The organism is Pseudomonas sp. LA5 (assembly GCF_028640825.1).
GTDB lineage: Bacteria > Pseudomonadota > Gammaproteobacteria > Pseudomonadales > Pseudomonadaceae > Chryseomonas > Chryseomonas aestiva.
On sequence record NZ_JAQYZY010000053.1, the window covers coordinates 43088 to 58033 of the forward strand.

Genomic DNA, 14946 nt, shown 5'->3' on the forward strand with positions numbered 1-14946 from the left:
CCTTATTCGGCGATCTGCAGTTCCCGCGCCTTGGTGTAGAAATAGCGGATCTTCTCGTACTCGAAGGGCGAGTTGAGCTGGCCGTATCTCATGTCGGTCACGTACCTGAGGTTGATGCCGCGCAGCACCATGATCTCCGGATGACGACCGCTTTCGTCGCTGACGTTGAGGAAGTTCACCTGGGCTTCAGCGGCAAAATCCACCGCCAGACCGCCGGTATCGCGCAGGTTGGACGGGCCGAGGACCGGCAGCATCAGGTAGGGGCCATTGCCAACCCCATAGAAGCCCAGCGTCTGGCCGAAGTCTTCCGGCTGCTTGATCAGCCCGACGCGAGTCGCCGGGTCCCACAGGCCGAACACCCCGATGGTGGTGTTGAGCAGCAGGCGGCCGGTGGTGTCCAGGGCGCGGCGGCCCTTGAACTGCAGCACGCTGTTGAGCAGGTTGTTGACGTCGCCCAGGTTGCTGAAGAAGTTGCTCACGCCCGAACGTACGAAGCGCGGGGTGATCCAGCGGTAGCCGTTGACCACCGGCAGCAGGACCCACTCGTCCAGCCGATAGTTGAAGTGGTAGACGTGGCGATTCCAGGATTCGAAGGGATCGTAGACGTCCAGGGCGACCAGGGACGCCCGTTCGAATTCGCGCTGGTCCAGACCCGGGTTGTACTTGAGGGTCGACAGCGGATTGCTGAAGCCATCGGCGCCCACCGGCGCGGCCGGCATGGTGTCCGAGCCGATGGTCAGGGTCGAGGAGGGCGGCGGACTCGATTCGGCGGCGAAGACCGAGGCACTGGCCATCAGGAGGAGAGCGAGCAGGGACTTAACCACGGGCGAAGAACTCCAGCATGGCGTTCGCGTTGACGCGGTAGTTGAGATTGCCGCAATGGCCGCCGTGGGGATAGACGGTCAAGCGATCGCCAAAGGTCTTGCGCAGGAAACCAAGGTCGCCCGGGCCGAGGATGATGTCGTCAGCATTGTGCATGACGCCGATCTTCGGGCTGCTCTTCAGGTAGTCTTCCAGCGCGACGAGGCTGGACTTGCGCGCCAGATCGTCGAGGTTCTGCCCCTTGAAGTTCTTCTGCCAGAACGGCATTACCTGCTCGGTCATGTAGCAGTCGAAATCGCACTGCAGCGAACGGGCGAAGAAGCGCGTCAGGCTGGTGCCCTCGCTGATGGGGTAGGTCGGCGGGGTGATCAGGCCGCGGCGGTTGATCAGGTCGGACGTGAAGGCGATGTCAGCCGCCGAGAAGCGGAAGGACGAGCCGATCAGCATGGCCAGTTCTTCGTTGCTCAGTCGCTCCGGCGAGCGCTGGAAATCGCGCACCACGGCGTCGTTGAAGTCGACGTAGCCCTTCTCCTGGAAGTAGCGGGTCAGCTTCGACAAGATCAGCTCGTAGAAGGTGCGGTTGTTGGTCACGCCCCTCACCTCGGTCTGCACCAGGCGATCCAGGTTGCGTACCGAGGTCAGCAGATTGACCGGCGGATTGACCATCAGCACCTTCTTGAAGTTGAAGCTGCGCTGGCTCTCGTCCAGGTAGGAGACGAAGGCGGCGTCCAGGCCGCCCAGGCTGTAGCCGGTCAGGTAGTAGTCGGTGACCGGCAGCTTGGGATGCTGGGCGCGTACCGCCTGCATGGCGCGATAGAGATCCTCGGCATCGTGCGGGGTGTAGCCCGGGGTAGCGGTGCGCGACACCGACACCATGAAGTCCCAGCTGGTGGGCGAGGACAGCTGCACCACGTGGTAACCGGCCGCGTAATACAGCCGCTTGAGGTATTCCTGGGTACTCGAGGAGTAGTTGGCCCCGGTACCGGCGATCAGGAAGATCAGCGGTGCCGGATGGTCCTGGCGGGCAAGACGGTAGTGGAATTTCTTCACCGGCCAGAAGTTGCCGGGCAGCTGGTATTCCCGTTCCGGACGCAAGTTGAGGCTGTAGTCATCCTGGTCTATGGTGCTTTCAGGCGGCAGCTCGGGACGGAATTTTTCCGGCGTGGTGACGATGGTGGCTTCGAAAGGATTGACTAGTGGATAGCCATAGGTGGCGGCATCCACTTCGGCGGCCGCGTGCGCGGTAGCCCAGAGACCGGAAAACAGCGCGCCCAGCAGGGCGGCGACGCGCAACGAAAGACGCATGGACAGAGTCCTTTCAGAGGGCTTGAGAGCGTAGGTAAGACAACGGCCCGCCAATAGGTTGCATCGGCAGGTGCAGGTTTCTGCGCGGCGTCGATTACAGAGCGGTCGCCGGGCTGCGTCAAGCGACATCGCATGTCGTGAAAAGTGCAGCTCCTGTCGCTAACCGGTCGTTATGCGTCGCCCAGACGGTAGTGGCCATCTTGCATTGCCCGAATGATGGGGGTGGGGCAACCGCCCGACTTCCATAGCGAGAGGACTGCTGCATGAGCATGGTGAAGAAACTGTTGGGAATAGGACTCGGTGTCGCGCTGACCTCGGCCATGAGCCTGGCCCAGGCGGCCAAGCCCGAAATCACCATCGGCTACGTCGATGGCTGGGCCGATAGCGTGGCCACCACCCATACCGCAGCTGAAGTGATCCGCCAGAATCTGGGCTACGAGGTCAAGCTCATGCCGGTGGCCGCCGGCATCATGTGGCAGGGCGTGGCGCGCGGCAAGCTCGACGCCATGCTGTCCGCCTGGTTGCCGGTCACCCATGGCGCCTACTACGAGAAGATGAAGGACCAGGTGGTCGATCTGAACGTCAACACCCCCGATGCCAAGATCGGTCTGATCGTGCCGGAGTACGTCAAGGCCAACAGCATCGCCGATCTGCAGGCGCAGAAGGCCGACTTCGGTGGTCGGATCGTCGGTATCGACGCCGGTGCCGGGGTCATGCTCAAGGCCGACCAGGCGATCAAGGACTATGGCCTGGACTACAAGCTGGTGGCCAGTTCCGGTAGCGGCATGATCGCCGAGCTGACCCGGGCCGAGAAGGACCAGAAGCCGGTCGTGGTGACGGGCTGGGTGCCGCACTGGATGTTCGCCAAGTGGAAGCTGAAGTTCCTCGAAGATCCCAAGGGTGTGTTCGGCGGCTCCGAGCACGTGGACACCGTGGCCAACCCCGCGCTGGAAGCCAAGGCCAAGCCGGTCTGGGACTTCCTGAAGAAGTTCGCCTGGCAGCCGGGTGAGGTGAATGAGGTGATGCTGGCCGTGGAAGAGGGCAAGAAGCCGGAAGAGGCCGCCAAGGCCTGGATCGCTGCCCATCCGGATCGCGTGAAGTCCTGGCTGCCCTGAGGGTTGGCTGAATGAAAAACGGGCCCTGCGGGGCCCGTTTTGCTAGCTGTGCAGCTGCTCGGCCGCGTACAGCGTGTTTTCCAGCAGGCAGGCGCGCGTCATCGGGCCGACGCCACCGGGAACCGGAGTGATCCAGCTGGCGCGCTCGCAGGCACTGTCGAATTCCACGTCGCCCACCAGACGGCCATCGGCCTGGCGGTTGATGCCCACGTCGATGACGATGGCGCCGGGCTTGATCCATTCACCCTTGACCAGTCCCGGCTTGCCCACGGCGACGACCACCAGATCGGCCTGGCTGACGTGGTGTTCGAGGGAGCGGGTGAATCTGTGGGTCACGGTGGCGGTGCACCCGGCCAGCAACAGTTCCAGCGCCATGGGCCGACCGACGATGTTGGAGGCGCCGACCACCACCGCATCCAGCCCATAGAGGTCGACGCCGGTGCTGTGCAGCAGGGTCATGATGCCCTTGGGCGTGCAGGGGCGCAGCTGGGGATTGCGCTGTGCCAGACGACCCAGGTTGTAGGGATGGAAGCCGTCGACGTCCTTGTCGGTGCGGATGCGTTCCAGCAGCTGGGTGGCATCCAGGTGCGCGGGCAGCGGCAACTGCAGCAGGATGCCGTCGACGCTGGTGTCGTCGTTGAGCCGGTCGATCAGGGCTTCCAGTTCTGCCTGGGTAGTGCTGGCCGGCAGGTCATGGGCATAGGAGTCGAAACCGACCTCTTCGCAATCCTTGCGCTTGTGCGCCACATAGACGCTCGAGGCGGGATCGGTGCCGACCAGGATGACGGCGAGGCCAGGGGCGCGCAGTCCGGCGCTACGACGTTGAGAGACTCGCTGGGCAATATCCTGGCGCAGGCGGGCGGCAATGGACTTGCCGTCGATCAGTTGGGCGGTCATGGGCGATTTCTGGTGGTGACGGAAAGAGGTCGGCTATTTTCGCATGGACGGGCCCGCTGGCAACAGAGAAGCCTCTGCGGCGGCTAACTCATTCTTCTGCTTAAAAATTTTTTAAAAATTAGTTGACGGGCCGGCGGGAGCTTTATAACATTCGCCCCGCTTGCCGAGCACAGCCCAAGTCACTGACAAGGGCCAGGCAAGAGGCTTCTCACCAAGGAAGTCTCTGCTAGGGCAGCTGCCGTAACAGGCGCCCGTAGCTCAGCTGGATAGAGCATCCGCCTTCTAAGCGGATGGTCGCAGGTTCGAGTCCTGCCGGGCGCGCCATTGGCGGTTCGGCGACGGCAAGCACGTAAGATATGGTGGGCGTAGCTCAGTTGGTAGAGCACAGGATTGTGGCTCCTGGTGTCGTGGGTTCGATTCCCATCGTCCACCCCATATTCAGCGAACGCCAGACCTCGTGTCTGGCGTTCGTCTTTCAAGCGTCTCGCGGACGTGGTGGAATTGGTAGACACACCAGATTTAGGTTCTGGCGCCGCAAGGTGTGAGAGTTCGAGTCTCTCCGTCCGCACCAATCAAGATGCACAGCAGAAGACCGGCCCAGCGCCGGTTTTTTTGTGCCTGGGATTCAGGTGGCGGCCAGCGGGTGTCCAGTGCTGGTACCCTGTCTCAGTGCAGATGCCGCAGCAGCGGCGCACAGAGCGCGACGGCGAACGAGGTGCCGAACACCAGAGTCTTGGTCCACCTCTGCAGGTTGCGCTTGCGATTGCCCGGCGCGGAGGAGACCTCTGCCGTCGCAGGCTGATGATCCGGGCTGTCGAACAGGGTGATCGAGCGGGTCAGTTGGGTGCGCATGATCCGACCTCTTGCCGTCTGCACTAATTGTTATTGGCACTTTCAAGACTAATGCGGCGGGCGGGTAATGCAAGATGCGGGCGGATTCGGGGCGAGTGACGGCTGCGCGGTCGAACACTGACCCGGTCAAGGACGGCCTCGCAGCTGCTGCGGGAGTGACGCGACTGGCGACAAACGGTCAGTTGAAGGTCTCGGCCAGTAGGAACAGGGCGCCGCCGATGGCTCCGCCACTGAGCAGCACCAGGCTGATCAAGGCGCCCCCGACGAAGTGGGCGATGTCGTCACTGATTTCGTATTCCGCTTTCATGCTCGGCTCCAGAGGATGGCTGCCGCTACAGATAGCAGCCGCGCGTTACAGCGCGACGACGGCGGGCGTGCCGGGTTAGCTGGTCGCCCAGTTCAGCCAGAGGGTCTGCTCTTCGCTGAGCTGACCGACCTCGCGCAACGCCCGTTCGAGGTCTTCCCGGACCCGGCGCTTCAGGTCGGCATTGAGATCGACCTGGGCACTCTCCGCCAGACGATCGGCGAGCGAAAGGTCCGCGCTGAGCTGGCGCAACCGGGGGCCGATGAAATCCTTGTGCTGCATGAGCCGCTCCTGTCTCCTGATACCGCCGAGTGTGGCATGCGCCGCCTTTGACTGAACACAGACTGGAAAAATATTGTCTGACTTGATTGGTTAAAAGTCGGACTTTCGGCAGCTCATGTCGTTTTCAGGTCCGAGCTGTCAGCTTTTTCATAGGGAAGAAGAAATCATGAGCGGGACTTCAACTCGCAAGTTGCTGGTGTTGACCGCAGGTTTCGGCCTGCTGGTAGTGGCTGCAGTGGCAACCACCCACCGTAGCGATTCGACCAGCAGTGAGCCAGCCGTGGTGGCCACCACCACGCCCCCGGTAGCGGCCCACGCACCCACCACGGGTACCCATTCGGTCGCGGACGAACACAAGCAGGATCTTGAGAGCTTCCTGGCGCAGGCGAGCCTGGCGCCCTGCGGCACCGTCATGCCGGCGACCGTTACCGATCCCGCCTGCCGTGCCGCCATCGAGGCGCATGCTCGGCGCGCCGGCTATGGCGACGAAGAGGTCGCGGCCTATCTGAATGCCCACCAGAGCCGCTGACCCGGGAATCTAGTGTTATCGGTTATAAGCAAAGACCCTTTCAATATAGGTCGGTCTAACCTGAGTGGTTATCCTGTGCGGCCGCAAGATGAGCCGACAACGGCAATTGGGGCTGTAATGGAAGTAGGGGCGTTGGGCTTCGTGATCGCGGGGCTGGTGGTTGGCTTCATCGTTGGCATGACGGGCGTGGGTGGTGGCTCGCTGATGACCCCCATCCTGCTCTGGTTCGGGATCAACCCCGCGGCAGCGGTAGGCACCGATCTGCTCTATGCCGCCATCACCAAGGCGGGCGGCGTCTTCGTCCACCAGCGCAACCGCAATATCGACTGGACGGTGACCGGCTGGCTGGCCGCCGGCAGCGTACCCACTGCCGCCCTGACGCTACTCGCCCTGGCGCTGCTGCCCGGTGATCAGCACGCCACCAATGCCCTCATCAAGCATGCCCTGGGCATCGTGCTGCTTTTGACGGCCCTGGCCATTCTCTTCAAAAAGCAGATCTTCGCCTTTGCCAGCCGCCATGCCAGCGACAGATTTCACCTGAGTGCCAGGCGGCTCAATGCCCTGACGGCGCTTACCGGCGCAGTGCTGGGCTTCATGGTGACCCTGACTTCCATCGGCGCTGGGGCCCTGGGCACGGTGGCGCTGTTCCTGCTCTATCCGCTGATGGCGACCCGGCGCCTGGTCGGTACCGAGATCGCCCATGCGGTACCCCTGACGCTGGTGGCGGGACTCGGTCACGCCGGGTTGGGCAATCTGGACTGGCATGTTTTGGGCTTTCTGCTGCTGGGGTCCTTGCCGGGGATCTTCCTGGGCAGCCATCTCTCCGGACGCGTACCGGATGGCGTGCTGCGACCCTGTCTGGCGGTGATGCTGCTGGTCATAGGCGCCAAGCTGGTGGTCTGAACGTCGGGGGGAAACTTAAGGTCGTTCATCGGACGACTACTGGCAATCCGCCAGGAGAAAACATCTCTAGGATAGACGGTGTTCAATTTGTTATCGCGATTGCCGATAACCTGTTCGCCGAGTTCTCTCCTGGAGCTGCCCATGTTTTCCGCCTCTGCCGAATCCGCTGCTGTCGACGATGCCTCTGCCTATCATGCCCTGCGCCAGGCGCTGGACCGCTCCCTGGCGGTGATCGAATTCGATCTGCAGGGCACGATCCTTCACGCCAACGACAACTTCCTGCAGACCTTCGGCTATCGCCTCGACGAGATCAGCGGGCGACAGCACCGCCTGTTCTGTCCGCCCGGGGTGGCGGAGAGCGAGGACTATCAGGACTTCTGGGCGGCGTTGGCGCGCGGCGAGTTCCACAGCGGTGTCTATCGCCGCAAGCACAAGGACGGCACTCTGAGGTGGATTCGCGCCACCTACAATCCGTTGCTGGATGCGCAGGGGCGCCCGCAGCGCATCATCAAGTTCGCCACCGACATCACCGAGACGCGGCTGCAGGCGGTCGAGTACGAAGGCAAGATCGAAGCCATCCATCGCTCCCAGGCGGTGATCGAATTCGATCTGCAGGGCAACGTGCTCTGGGCCAATGACAACTTCCTCGGCATGACCGGCTATGCGCTGGACGAGTTGCGCGGGCGTCATCACAGCCTGATGTGCCCGGCCGAATACGCGCGTTCGGCGGAGTACGCCCTGCTGTGGAATCGCCTGGGGCAGGGTGTCTTCGATACCGGGGTCTACAAGCGCATCCGCCGCGATGGTCGACCGATCTGGATCCAGGCCACCTACAACCCCATCCTCGACAGCGACGGTCGACCCTACAAGGTGGTGAAGTTCGCCACCGATGTGACCGATGCGCAACTTCAGGCCGCCGAATTCGCAGGCAAGATGGCCGCCATCGACCGTGCCCAGGCGGTGATCGAATTCGATCTGCACGGCAACATCCTGACGGCCAACGAGAACTTCCTGTCGGCTCTGGGTTACAGCCTGGACGAGGTGCGTGGCAAGCATCACCGGATCTTCTGCGAACCCGAGCATGCCCGCTCGCCGGGCTATCGGCTGTTCTGGGAAAAGCTCAGCCGCGGCGACTTCGATGCCGGGCTGTACAAGAGACGCGCCAGCGACGGCCGCCAGGTGTGGATCCAGGCCACCTACAACCCCATCCTCGATGCTGAGGGCAAGCCGTACAAGGTGGTCAAGTTCGCCAGCGACGTCACCGAGACTCAGCTGCGCAACAGCGACTACGAAGGCAAGGTGGCGGCCATCGACCGATCCCAGGCCATCGCCGAGTTCTCCCTCGACGGCACGGTGCTCGCCGCCAACCGCAACTTCCTGCTGGCCCTGGGTTACCAGACCGATGAAGTGGTGGGCAAGCATCACCGCATCTTCTGTCCCGACGACTATGCCCGCTCGGCGGAGTACCGGCTGTTCTGGGATAAATTGGCGCGGGGCGAATTCGACGCCGGGGTGTACAAGAGACGCAACAGCCGGGGCGAGGAGATCTGGATCCAGGCCACCTACAACCCGATCTTCGACGCCGACGGCAAGCCGTGCAAGGTGGTGAAGTTCGCCGTGGACATCACCGAAAGCCAGATTCGCAACAGCGATTATGCGGGCAAGGTGGCGGCCGTCGACCGCGGCCAGGCGGTGATCGAATTCGATCTGACCGGCAAGATCCTCGAAGCCAACCGCAACTTCCTGGCGACCCTGGGCTATCGGCTGGAGGAGATCCGCGGCCAGCATCACCGCATCTTCTGCGAGGCGGAGCACGTCGCCTCCGGCGAGTACCGCGAGTTCTGGGCGCGGCTGGCCCAGGGCGAGGTGTTTGGCGGGCGCTTCATGCGGCTGAGCAAATTCGGCCAGCGGATCTGGATCCAGGCCACCTACAACCCCATCTTCGACGCCGATGGGCAGGTGCACAAGGTGGTGAAGTTCGCCACCGACATCACCCGCCAGGTGGAGATGGAACAGCACGTGCGGCAGAAGATCGAGCAGATGAATCTTTCGCTGCACGCCCTGACCCGCTCCATCAACCAGATCGCCGAGACCACCGACGACGCCAACCGCATGGCCCGACGCACCCTGGAAGAAGCCGAGCGTGGTTCCCTGACCCTGACCCGCTCGCTGGACGCCATGGAGGCCATCGGTACCACGGCCGGAGGCATCCAGGACATCGTCCAGGTGATCAGCGACATCGCCAATCAGACCAACATGCTCGCCTTCAACGCCGCCATCGAAGCGGCTCGCGCCGGCGAGCACGGCCTGGGCTTCTCGGTCGTGGCCGATGAGGTCCGCAAGCTGGCCGAGAAGTCGTCCCAGGCGACCAAGGAGATCAACAAGTTGATCCTGGAGTCGGTCAAGAGCATCGCCCAGGGCAGTGAGATCTCGCGCAGCGTGGGCGAGGCCTTCGGCCTGATCGCCGAAGGGGTGGGCAAGACCCAGCAGTCCATCGAGGCCATCAACGGCTCCACCGCGGCCCAGCTCGACGATGCGGCGCGGGTCAATCAGCTGATTCAGGAACTGGACGCGGCCACCACCCTTTCGCCGGTGGTTGGGGGAGGACGGCCGTGACCCAGGGTGTGGTGCGGATCGGCGAACTGGAAGTCGCGCTGTCCGCCCAGGCCCTGGAACGCGTGGTGCCCTGGCCGGAGCGCCTGGCGCCTCATCCAAGTCCGGTGCCCTGGTTGCTGGGCCTCTTCGAGCTGGGCGGCCAGCCGCTGCCGCTGGTGCACGGCCATTGCCTGCTGGGGCTGCCGGCGGTCGAGCACGAGCGCCGGATCGCCGTGATCCGTCATGGGGGGGGACGCTTCGGCCTGGCCATCGATGGGGTGGTGGACATCCTCAAGCTGGCGGATGACGCCATCGTGCAATTGCAGGGGACGCCCGGGCGCCTGCTGGGGCGCGTCCATCTGCGCCCGGAAAGCGGCCGGCTGGTCCATCTGCTGGATCTGGACACCCTGGCCGCCTTGCCGGGCTTCGAGGTCAGTGCCGACAGGCCGCCGCCGCTACAGCGGCAGGCCGCCATTGGCACGGAAGCGGAGCGGCTCTATCTGCTGTTCGAGTGCGACGGGCGGCGCCTGTGCCTGGATGCGGCGGTGGTTCAGGAGCTGGTGGATCGACCGCAGCTGACGCCCAGCGAATTCGCCAGCGACAGCTGTCGCTACCAGGTGCAGCTGAGAGGCCAGGCCTTGCCGGTGCTGGAGCTGTCCGAGCTGCTGGGGCTGGCCACGTCCGCCCAGGCTCACCATGAGCAGCTGCTGGTGCTGGCGGCGGGCGACCGGGGTCAGTATCGGGTCGCCTTCGGCTTCCAGCGGCTGCTCGGCATGTGGCGGCGGGATCCGGCGCAGTGCGCGCCGCTGCTTGGCTTCGGGCTGGAGCAGCCCGGGCTGTTGCGCGGGGTGTTCAGCGCCGCGGAGGGCGAGGCGGCCATCGTGATCGATCACCTGGCCCTGGGGTGCCAGGAGGCGGCGGTGGCCTATGCGCGGATCTATCGCACCGATCGCGACCTGCTGCGCGAAGAGCGTCGTCAGGTCCGCCGTCAGCCGTGCCTGACCTTTCTCGCCGAATTGCTGTTCGCCGTCCCGCTGGAGCAGGTGGCGGAGGTCTTGCCGCTGCCGGCGCACTACCTACGCCTCGGCCAGCGGGATCCGCGGTTGCTGGGATTGATGGAGGTCCGCGGCCAGCAGATCACCCTGGTCTGCCTGCGGACCCTGGCCGGTGCGACAGCGGTGGAGTCCGGTCCCGGCGATCAGGTGATCGTGGTGGAAGGGCAACGCCAGCGCCTGGGTTTCGTGGTGCAGCGGGTCGAGGCCATCGAGGCCTTTACCGAGTTGCGCGCCGATGCCCTGGCGCGCAGCTGGCAGTTGCCAGGGGAGGGCGGGGCAGTACCGGCGCAGCGGGCGCAGAGCTGGGTGGGCGTAGGATCCGCGGGCAACAGTCGCCAGGCGACCCTGATCGATCTCGGGGCGCTGGTGAAACGTCTGGAAGGTCAGGCCCGGCAGACCCTTCCGGAGCGCGTGGCTGCGACAGTTTGACGATACCGCTCGTCGCTTCGTCGAACGGTCGGGTAACGGATTACCCGTGGCTTTGTCGGCCACCGCAGGCGTCCCTCATCAAAGCGGTACCGGCAGGCTAGAGCGAGTGGTGTTTGCCGGGAGTCGCCAGACGGGGCGCGCCACCCGCGCCTCCTCTGCCGGAACCGGGTGCAGGCGTTCATCAGCGAGTTGTCAAGAAATTCCGCGGCGCGTCGAACCAGAGGAAGACACAACTTTCCTGGGTGATCCCATGTTCAACTCCGCACTCAAACGCCGCATCGCCGATCTCGAAGCCGAACTGTCCGAACACCGCCAGGTCAGCGCGGCCTTCCATCAGGATTCGCTGCATCTGCTGCTGGACGCCCAGGGCCGGATCGAGGATTTCAACGAGAACTTCGCGCTCTGCCTGGGCTACGCGCCTGGTAGCCTGACCGGATGGAAACTCGACGACCTCATTCCCGACTACATCAAATGCATGGACTGCTATCGGGATCTGAAGCGAAGCTTCAGCGAAGGTCACCAGGCCAGTGGCATCTATCGGCTGCTGCGCGGCACGGGCGGCGTTGCCTGGCTCTATGCGATCTGGACGCCGGTGCGTGACAGCCAGGGCCAGGTCAAGCAGATCCGCTGCTATGCCTACGACCGGACCGAGCAGGTGGAAGTCTCCACCGAGCACTCGGGCATCATCAATGCACTGCTGCGCTCCACCGCGGTGATCGAATTCGATCTGTCCGGTGAGGTGCTCACCGCCAACGAGCGCTTCCTGCAGGGCATGGGCTATTCGCTGGCGCAGATCGTCGGCAAGCACCATCGGATGTTCTGCAGCCGTGAAGAGGCCGAATCGGCCGACTATCGCGCCTTCTGGGAGCGGCTCAACCGGGGTGACTACGTGGCCAGTCGCTTCAAGCGCATCGACAGCCATGGCCGCACGGTCTGGCTGGAAGCCTCCTACAACCCGGTGCTCAACACCCGCGGCGAGCTGTACAAGGTCATCAAGTTCGCCACCGTCATCACCGAGCAGGTGGAGCAGGAGCTGGCGGTGGCCGAAGCCGCGCGGGTCGCCTTCGACATCTCCCAGACCACCGACGAAAGCGCCCGTCAGGGTGCGGCGGTGGTGCGGGACACGGTGGCGGTGATGACCCGCATCGCCGACGAGATCCAGGTCGCTGCCAACGGCATCGAGGACCTCGGCAAGCAGTCGCTGGTGATCAGCGCCATCGTCAAGACCATCAGCGGTATCGCCGAGCAGACCAATCTGCTGGCGCTCAACGCCGCCATCGAAGCCGCCCGGGCGGGCGAACAGGGCCGGGGTTTCGCTGTGGTGGCGGACGAGGTCCGGCAACTGGCCGGGCGCACCAGCAAGGCCACCGAAGAGATCGTCGGGGTGGTGCAGCAGAATCAGCAACTGGCGCAGACCGCGGTCAGCAACATGGCCGCCAGCCGCCAGCAGGCGGAGCAGGGGCTGCACCTGGCGAGCAACGCCGGGGTGCGCATCACCGAGATCCAGGAGGGCGCCCGCCAGGTGGTGGGCGCGGTCAGCCAGTTCGCCCGGCGGCTGAGTTAGGACTGCTCGTCCCAGCCAGGAGCGCTGTACCACGCATAACCGGTCGCATCGAGTTCCAGCCAGCGCCCCTGGTGGATGACCATCCGGGTCGCCACCTCAGTGCTGGCCAGACCGGTCGCCACCAGCAGGCTGCGGATCAGGGCGCCATGGGCCACCAGTAGCGTGGGACCCTGGAGTTCTTCCAGCAGCGGGCGCACCCGCTCGGCGGCATCGGCATAGCTTTCGCCACCGGGTACCCGGAAGGTATAGGGCTCGGCGACGCGTCGGGCGTGCTGCTCCGGATAGCGCTGGGCGATGGTCGGCATGTCCAGTCCCTCCCAGTCACCAAAGGCCTTTTCCGCCAGGCGCGCATCGCGGGCCAGGCTTCTTGGCGTGCCCGGCAGCTGCGCCAGGATCAGATCGAGCGTCGCGCTGGCGCGTTGCAGCGGACTGCTCAGGCAGGCGAAGCGAGAGACGTCGAGGCGGTCGCGCAGGGCCAGGCCCACGGCTTCGGCCTGGGCACGGCCGCGCGCGTTGAGGGGTATGTCCTGGCGACCCTGGAGGCGACCACTGGCGTTCCAGTCGGTTTCGCCGTGACGGATCACCAGCAGGGGAGAAGGGAAGGGCAAGGGTATCAATCCAGAGCAGTGGGCAGGGTAAGGAGAAATCTCAGGTGGCCGGCTTCCAGGCGCGCGACCAGACTGCCGCCATGGCCGCGGGCGATTTCCTGGGCGAGATAGAGGCCCAGGTCCAGGCGGGCGGGCTGCTCGGAATCGGCCTGGGTCAGCAGCGGCTGGAACACCTGGTTCAGGGTTGCAGGCTCCACCACGGCGGTGCGGCTTTCCACGGCGAGGCGGTAGCAGCGTTCGTCGAGCACGCCGCGCAGCAGCAGGGTGCCACCAGCAGGGTTGCGGGATGCGACCCACTCCAGCAGCGCCTCCACCGCCTGCAACAGGCGCGGCAGGTCGAGGCGCAGGGCGGCGGGTAGCTCCGGCAACTCGCTGCCCAGGGTATGGTCGGGGAAACGCGTCTGCAGCCTGACGAGCAGGTCCAGGAGCCGTTCATTGGCGCCTGCCACCAGGGCCGGTTTCAGGGGCAGGCCATGGCCCAGGCGGACGCGCACGAAGTCGGCGGCCGCAGCGCTGCGTTCGGCCAGGCGCCGGGCCTCGGTCTGCCAGCGCTGCGCCTGGGAGGCATCCACGGGCGCGTCCTTGGCCAGCGCCTGCAGCGGATGCTGCAGATCCTCCTCCAGCAGCACCAGCAACTGTTCGCGCAACGGTGTGAGATCGAGGTCGCCACGCGGGCCGGGACTTTCTTCGCGACGCTGTTCTTCGCGGGCGAGGAGTTCGCCCAGCAGGCGGGCAAAGCCCTCCAGCGTAGCGATCACCGGGCGCTGCTCCAGCAGCGGTGCGGGTTGGGGATCAAAGGCGCACAGCGTGCCGAAGAAGGTGCCGTTGGGTCGAAACACCGGGACCGACAGGTAGCTCTTCCAGCCATAGAGGCCGGGCGCCGGGTGATCACAGTAGGTGGGGTTCTGGGTCACGTCGCTGATGATCACGGCGTCGTGGGAGGAGCGTACGTGGTTGCAGAGGGTGGATTCGAGGTCCAATTCGGCGCCGGGTTGCAGGCCGAAGGCGATGCGATCTTCCACCGCGCAGGCGATCCAGCGCTGCTCGGTGACCTCGGCGACGGTGGCGACCCCAAGGCCGCTGACATCACAGACGACGCGCAGGAGCGCCGCGACGGAATCCAGGGACGCCAGCAGCTCGATGCTTTCGACGGTGCTGGAGAGTTGGCTGGGCATGACGCTGTAGTTCTCTGACGGACACGGCCTGAACGCTAGGCCAAGAGACGCCGGACGGCAACCATCAGCTACGCCTCATTGAGGTTGTTCCAGGCCGAGGCTAGCCGATCAGGTCGGTCGCGTAGGCCAGCACCGTGAGGCAAAGCAGTAGCAGCAACAGATTGGCCGGGGTGATGCTTTTCATCGGTGGGATCCTCTCACGCAAGGGATGTTCCTTGTCCAGGTACACCTGGAAACGCCACGTTGGCGCGGGGGATCGCTAGGGGTGGAGCGGGTACGTTCATCTCTGCGTCTCGATACTGCTGGCAAAGGACAGGTGTCGGAACGCCACTGTCGCCGTTCGTTCAGCGCCTGCCAGGGGAGGTGCGACATCTGGTCGAAGCGGCAGTGCGAGCGGTTCGCAGTTGCCAACCGCTGGGCAAGCCGGTAGCGTGACGCCCCATGCGAACCTTCCTTTGCCCAATCAGCGCCTATTACTACTACCTGATCAAGATCGGGTGGTAGGTACTGC

The 14946-nt window shown here is 64.6% G+C and carries 12 protein-coding genes, 3 tRNA genes and 4 pseudogenes; 11 read left to right on the forward strand and 8 right to left on the reverse strand.

The features are described 5' to 3' along the window. Window positions 1-2: 2 nt before the first annotated feature. Window positions 3-719 (reverse strand): MlaA family lipoprotein, encoded by a 717-nt coding sequence (locus tag PVZ72_RS20155; RefSeq protein WP_252977306.1) that lies wholly within the window; start codon window positions 717-719, stop codon window positions 3-5. A gap of 97 nt (window positions 720-816) precedes the next feature. Continuing rightward, entirely contained in the window at window positions 817-2127 is a 1311-nt protein-coding gene (locus tag PVZ72_RS20160; protein WP_133859337.1) for an alpha/beta fold hydrolase, read from the reverse strand. Between the two features lie 269 nt (window positions 2128-2396). Between PVZ72_RS20160 and PVZ72_RS20165 the strand changes: the two genes are divergently transcribed. Beyond that, window positions 2397-3242 carry a glycine betaine ABC transporter substrate-binding protein gene (locus PVZ72_RS20165; protein ID WP_371099721.1) on the forward strand — a complete coding sequence of 282 codons (846 nt, stop codon included), beginning with the start codon at window positions 2397-2399 and terminating at the stop codon, window positions 3240-3242. Window positions 3243-3284: 42 nt separating this feature from the next. Here the strand turns inward: PVZ72_RS20165 and folD are convergent, their stop codons facing one another. Next, complete coding sequence (gene folD / locus PVZ72_RS20170) at window positions 3285-4139, reverse strand: bifunctional methylenetetrahydrofolate dehydrogenase/methenyltetrahydrofolate cyclohydrolase FolD (protein ID WP_133859336.1); 855 nt, start codon at window positions 4137-4139, stop codon at window positions 3285-3287. Between the two features lie 247 nt (window positions 4140-4386). Between folD and PVZ72_RS20175 the strand changes: the two genes are divergently transcribed. The 3 genes from PVZ72_RS20175 (at window position 4387) to PVZ72_RS20185 (ending at window position 4710) form a co-directional block, all read left to right on the forward strand. Further along, window positions 4387-4463 (forward strand) — tRNA-Arg (locus PVZ72_RS20175). Between the two features lie 35 nt (window positions 4464-4498). Next, window positions 4499-4574: transfer RNA gene (locus PVZ72_RS20180), tRNA-His, on the forward strand. Window positions 4575-4625: 51 nt separating this feature from the next. Beyond that, window positions 4626-4710, forward strand: a tRNA-Leu gene (locus tag PVZ72_RS20185). Between the two features lie 95 nt (window positions 4711-4805). Here the strand turns inward: PVZ72_RS20185 and PVZ72_RS20190 are convergent. From PVZ72_RS20190 to PVZ72_RS20200, 3 genes are all read right to left on the reverse strand, one after another. After that, on the reverse strand, window positions 4806-4991 hold the full coding sequence (locus PVZ72_RS20190; protein WP_133859335.1) for a hypothetical protein: 186 nt from the start codon (window positions 4989-4991) through the stop codon (window positions 4806-4808). Between the two features lie 178 nt (window positions 4992-5169). Further along, window positions 5170-5298 (reverse strand): hypothetical protein, encoded by a 129-nt coding sequence (locus PVZ72_RS20195; protein WP_260175664.1) that lies wholly within the window; start codon window positions 5296-5298, stop codon window positions 5170-5172. A gap of 75 nt (window positions 5299-5373) precedes the next feature. After that, a complete protein-coding gene (locus tag PVZ72_RS20200; RefSeq protein WP_133859334.1) occupies window positions 5374-5577 on the reverse strand; it encodes a hypothetical protein in 204 nt (67 codons plus the stop codon). Window positions 5578-5743: 166 nt separating this feature from the next. Between PVZ72_RS20200 and PVZ72_RS20205 the strand changes: the two genes are divergently transcribed. The 7 genes and pseudogenes from PVZ72_RS20205 to PVZ72_RS24355 form a co-directional block, all read left to right on the forward strand. Beyond that, the gene (locus tag PVZ72_RS20205) at window positions 5744-6106 is read left to right on the forward strand and encodes a hypothetical protein (RefSeq protein WP_187979044.1); all 363 of its coding nucleotides are present in this window, start codon (window positions 5744-5746) and stop codon (window positions 6104-6106) included. Between the two features lie 117 nt (window positions 6107-6223). After that, entirely contained in the window at window positions 6224-7009 is a 786-nt protein-coding gene (locus PVZ72_RS20210; protein ID WP_273862847.1) for a sulfite exporter TauE/SafE family protein, read from the forward strand. Window positions 7010-7150: 141 nt separating this feature from the next. Then, window positions 7151-9013: pseudogene (locus PVZ72_RS20215) on the forward strand (PAS domain-containing protein); the annotation flags it as partial. Window positions 9014-9178: 165 nt separating this feature from the next. Then, window positions 9179-9625 (forward strand): annotated as a pseudogene (locus tag PVZ72_RS24345) (methyl-accepting chemotaxis protein); the annotation flags it as partial. Beyond that, window positions 9622-11088 (forward strand): chemotaxis protein CheW, encoded by a 1467-nt coding sequence (locus tag PVZ72_RS20220; protein ID WP_273862849.1) that lies wholly within the window; start codon window positions 9622-9624, stop codon window positions 11086-11088. The pseudogene PVZ72_RS24345 and the gene PVZ72_RS20220, both read left to right, overlap by 4 nt. Window positions 11089-11338: 250 nt before the next feature. Further along, window positions 11339-12109, forward strand: a pseudogene (locus PVZ72_RS24350) (PAS domain-containing protein); the annotation flags it as partial. 105 nt (window positions 12110-12214) lie between these two features. Continuing rightward, window positions 12215-12652 (forward strand): annotated as a pseudogene (locus tag PVZ72_RS24355) (methyl-accepting chemotaxis protein); the annotation flags it as partial. On the opposite strand, the gene PVZ72_RS20230 reads toward PVZ72_RS24355, so the two are convergent. Further along, the gene (locus PVZ72_RS20230; RefSeq protein WP_273862851.1) at window positions 12649-13260 is read right to left on the reverse strand and encodes a histidine phosphatase family protein; all 612 of its coding nucleotides are present in this window, start codon (window positions 13258-13260) and stop codon (window positions 12649-12651) included. The pseudogene PVZ72_RS24355 and the gene PVZ72_RS20230 sit on opposite strands and share 4 nt — an antisense overlap. Window positions 13261-13265: 5 nt before the next feature. Next, window positions 13266-14435 carry a GAF domain-containing protein gene (locus PVZ72_RS20235; protein ID WP_273862852.1) on the reverse strand — a complete coding sequence of 390 codons (1170 nt, stop codon included), beginning with the start codon at window positions 14433-14435 and terminating at the stop codon, window positions 13266-13268. Between the last annotated feature and the right edge of the window lie 511 nt (window positions 14436-14946).

Bases quoted from the DNA above. Each gene is read 5' to 3' on its own strand.
- PVZ72_RS20190 (WP_133859335.1), bottom strand. From the start codon at position 4,991: ATGCGCACCCAACTGACCCGCTCGATCACCCTGTTCGACAGCCCGGAT.
- folD (WP_133859336.1), bottom strand. From the start codon at position 4,139: ATGACCGCCCAACTGATCGACGGCAAGTCCATTGCCGCCCGCCTGCGC.
- PVZ72_RS20160 (WP_133859337.1), bottom strand. From the start codon at position 2,127: ATGCGTCTTTCGTTGCGCGTCGCCGCCCTGCTGGGCGCGCTGTTTTCC.
- PVZ72_RS20155 (WP_252977306.1), bottom strand. From the start codon at position 719: ATGCCGGCCGCGCCGGTGGGCGCCGATGGCTTCAGCAATCCGCTGTCG.
- PVZ72_RS20205 (WP_187979044.1), top strand. From the start codon at position 5,744: ATGAGCGGGACTTCAACTCGCAAGTTGCTGGTGTTGACCGCAGGTTTC.
- PVZ72_RS20195 (WP_260175664.1), bottom strand. From the start codon at position 5,298: ATGAAAGCGGAATACGAAATCAGTGACGACATCGCCCACTTCGTCGGG.
- PVZ72_RS20235 (WP_273862852.1), bottom strand. From the start codon at position 14,435: ATGCCCAGCCAACTCTCCAGCACCGTCGAAAGCATCGAGCTGCTGGCG.
- PVZ72_RS20165 (WP_371099721.1), top strand. From the start codon at position 2,397: ATGGTGAAGAAACTGTTGGGAATAGGACTCGGTGTCGCGCTGACCTCG.
- PVZ72_RS20200 (WP_133859334.1), bottom strand. From the start codon at position 5,577: ATGCAGCACAAGGATTTCATCGGCCCCCGGTTGCGCCAGCTCAGCGCG.
- PVZ72_RS20210 (WP_273862847.1), top strand. From the start codon at position 6,224: ATGGAAGTAGGGGCGTTGGGCTTCGTGATCGCGGGGCTGGTGGTTGGC.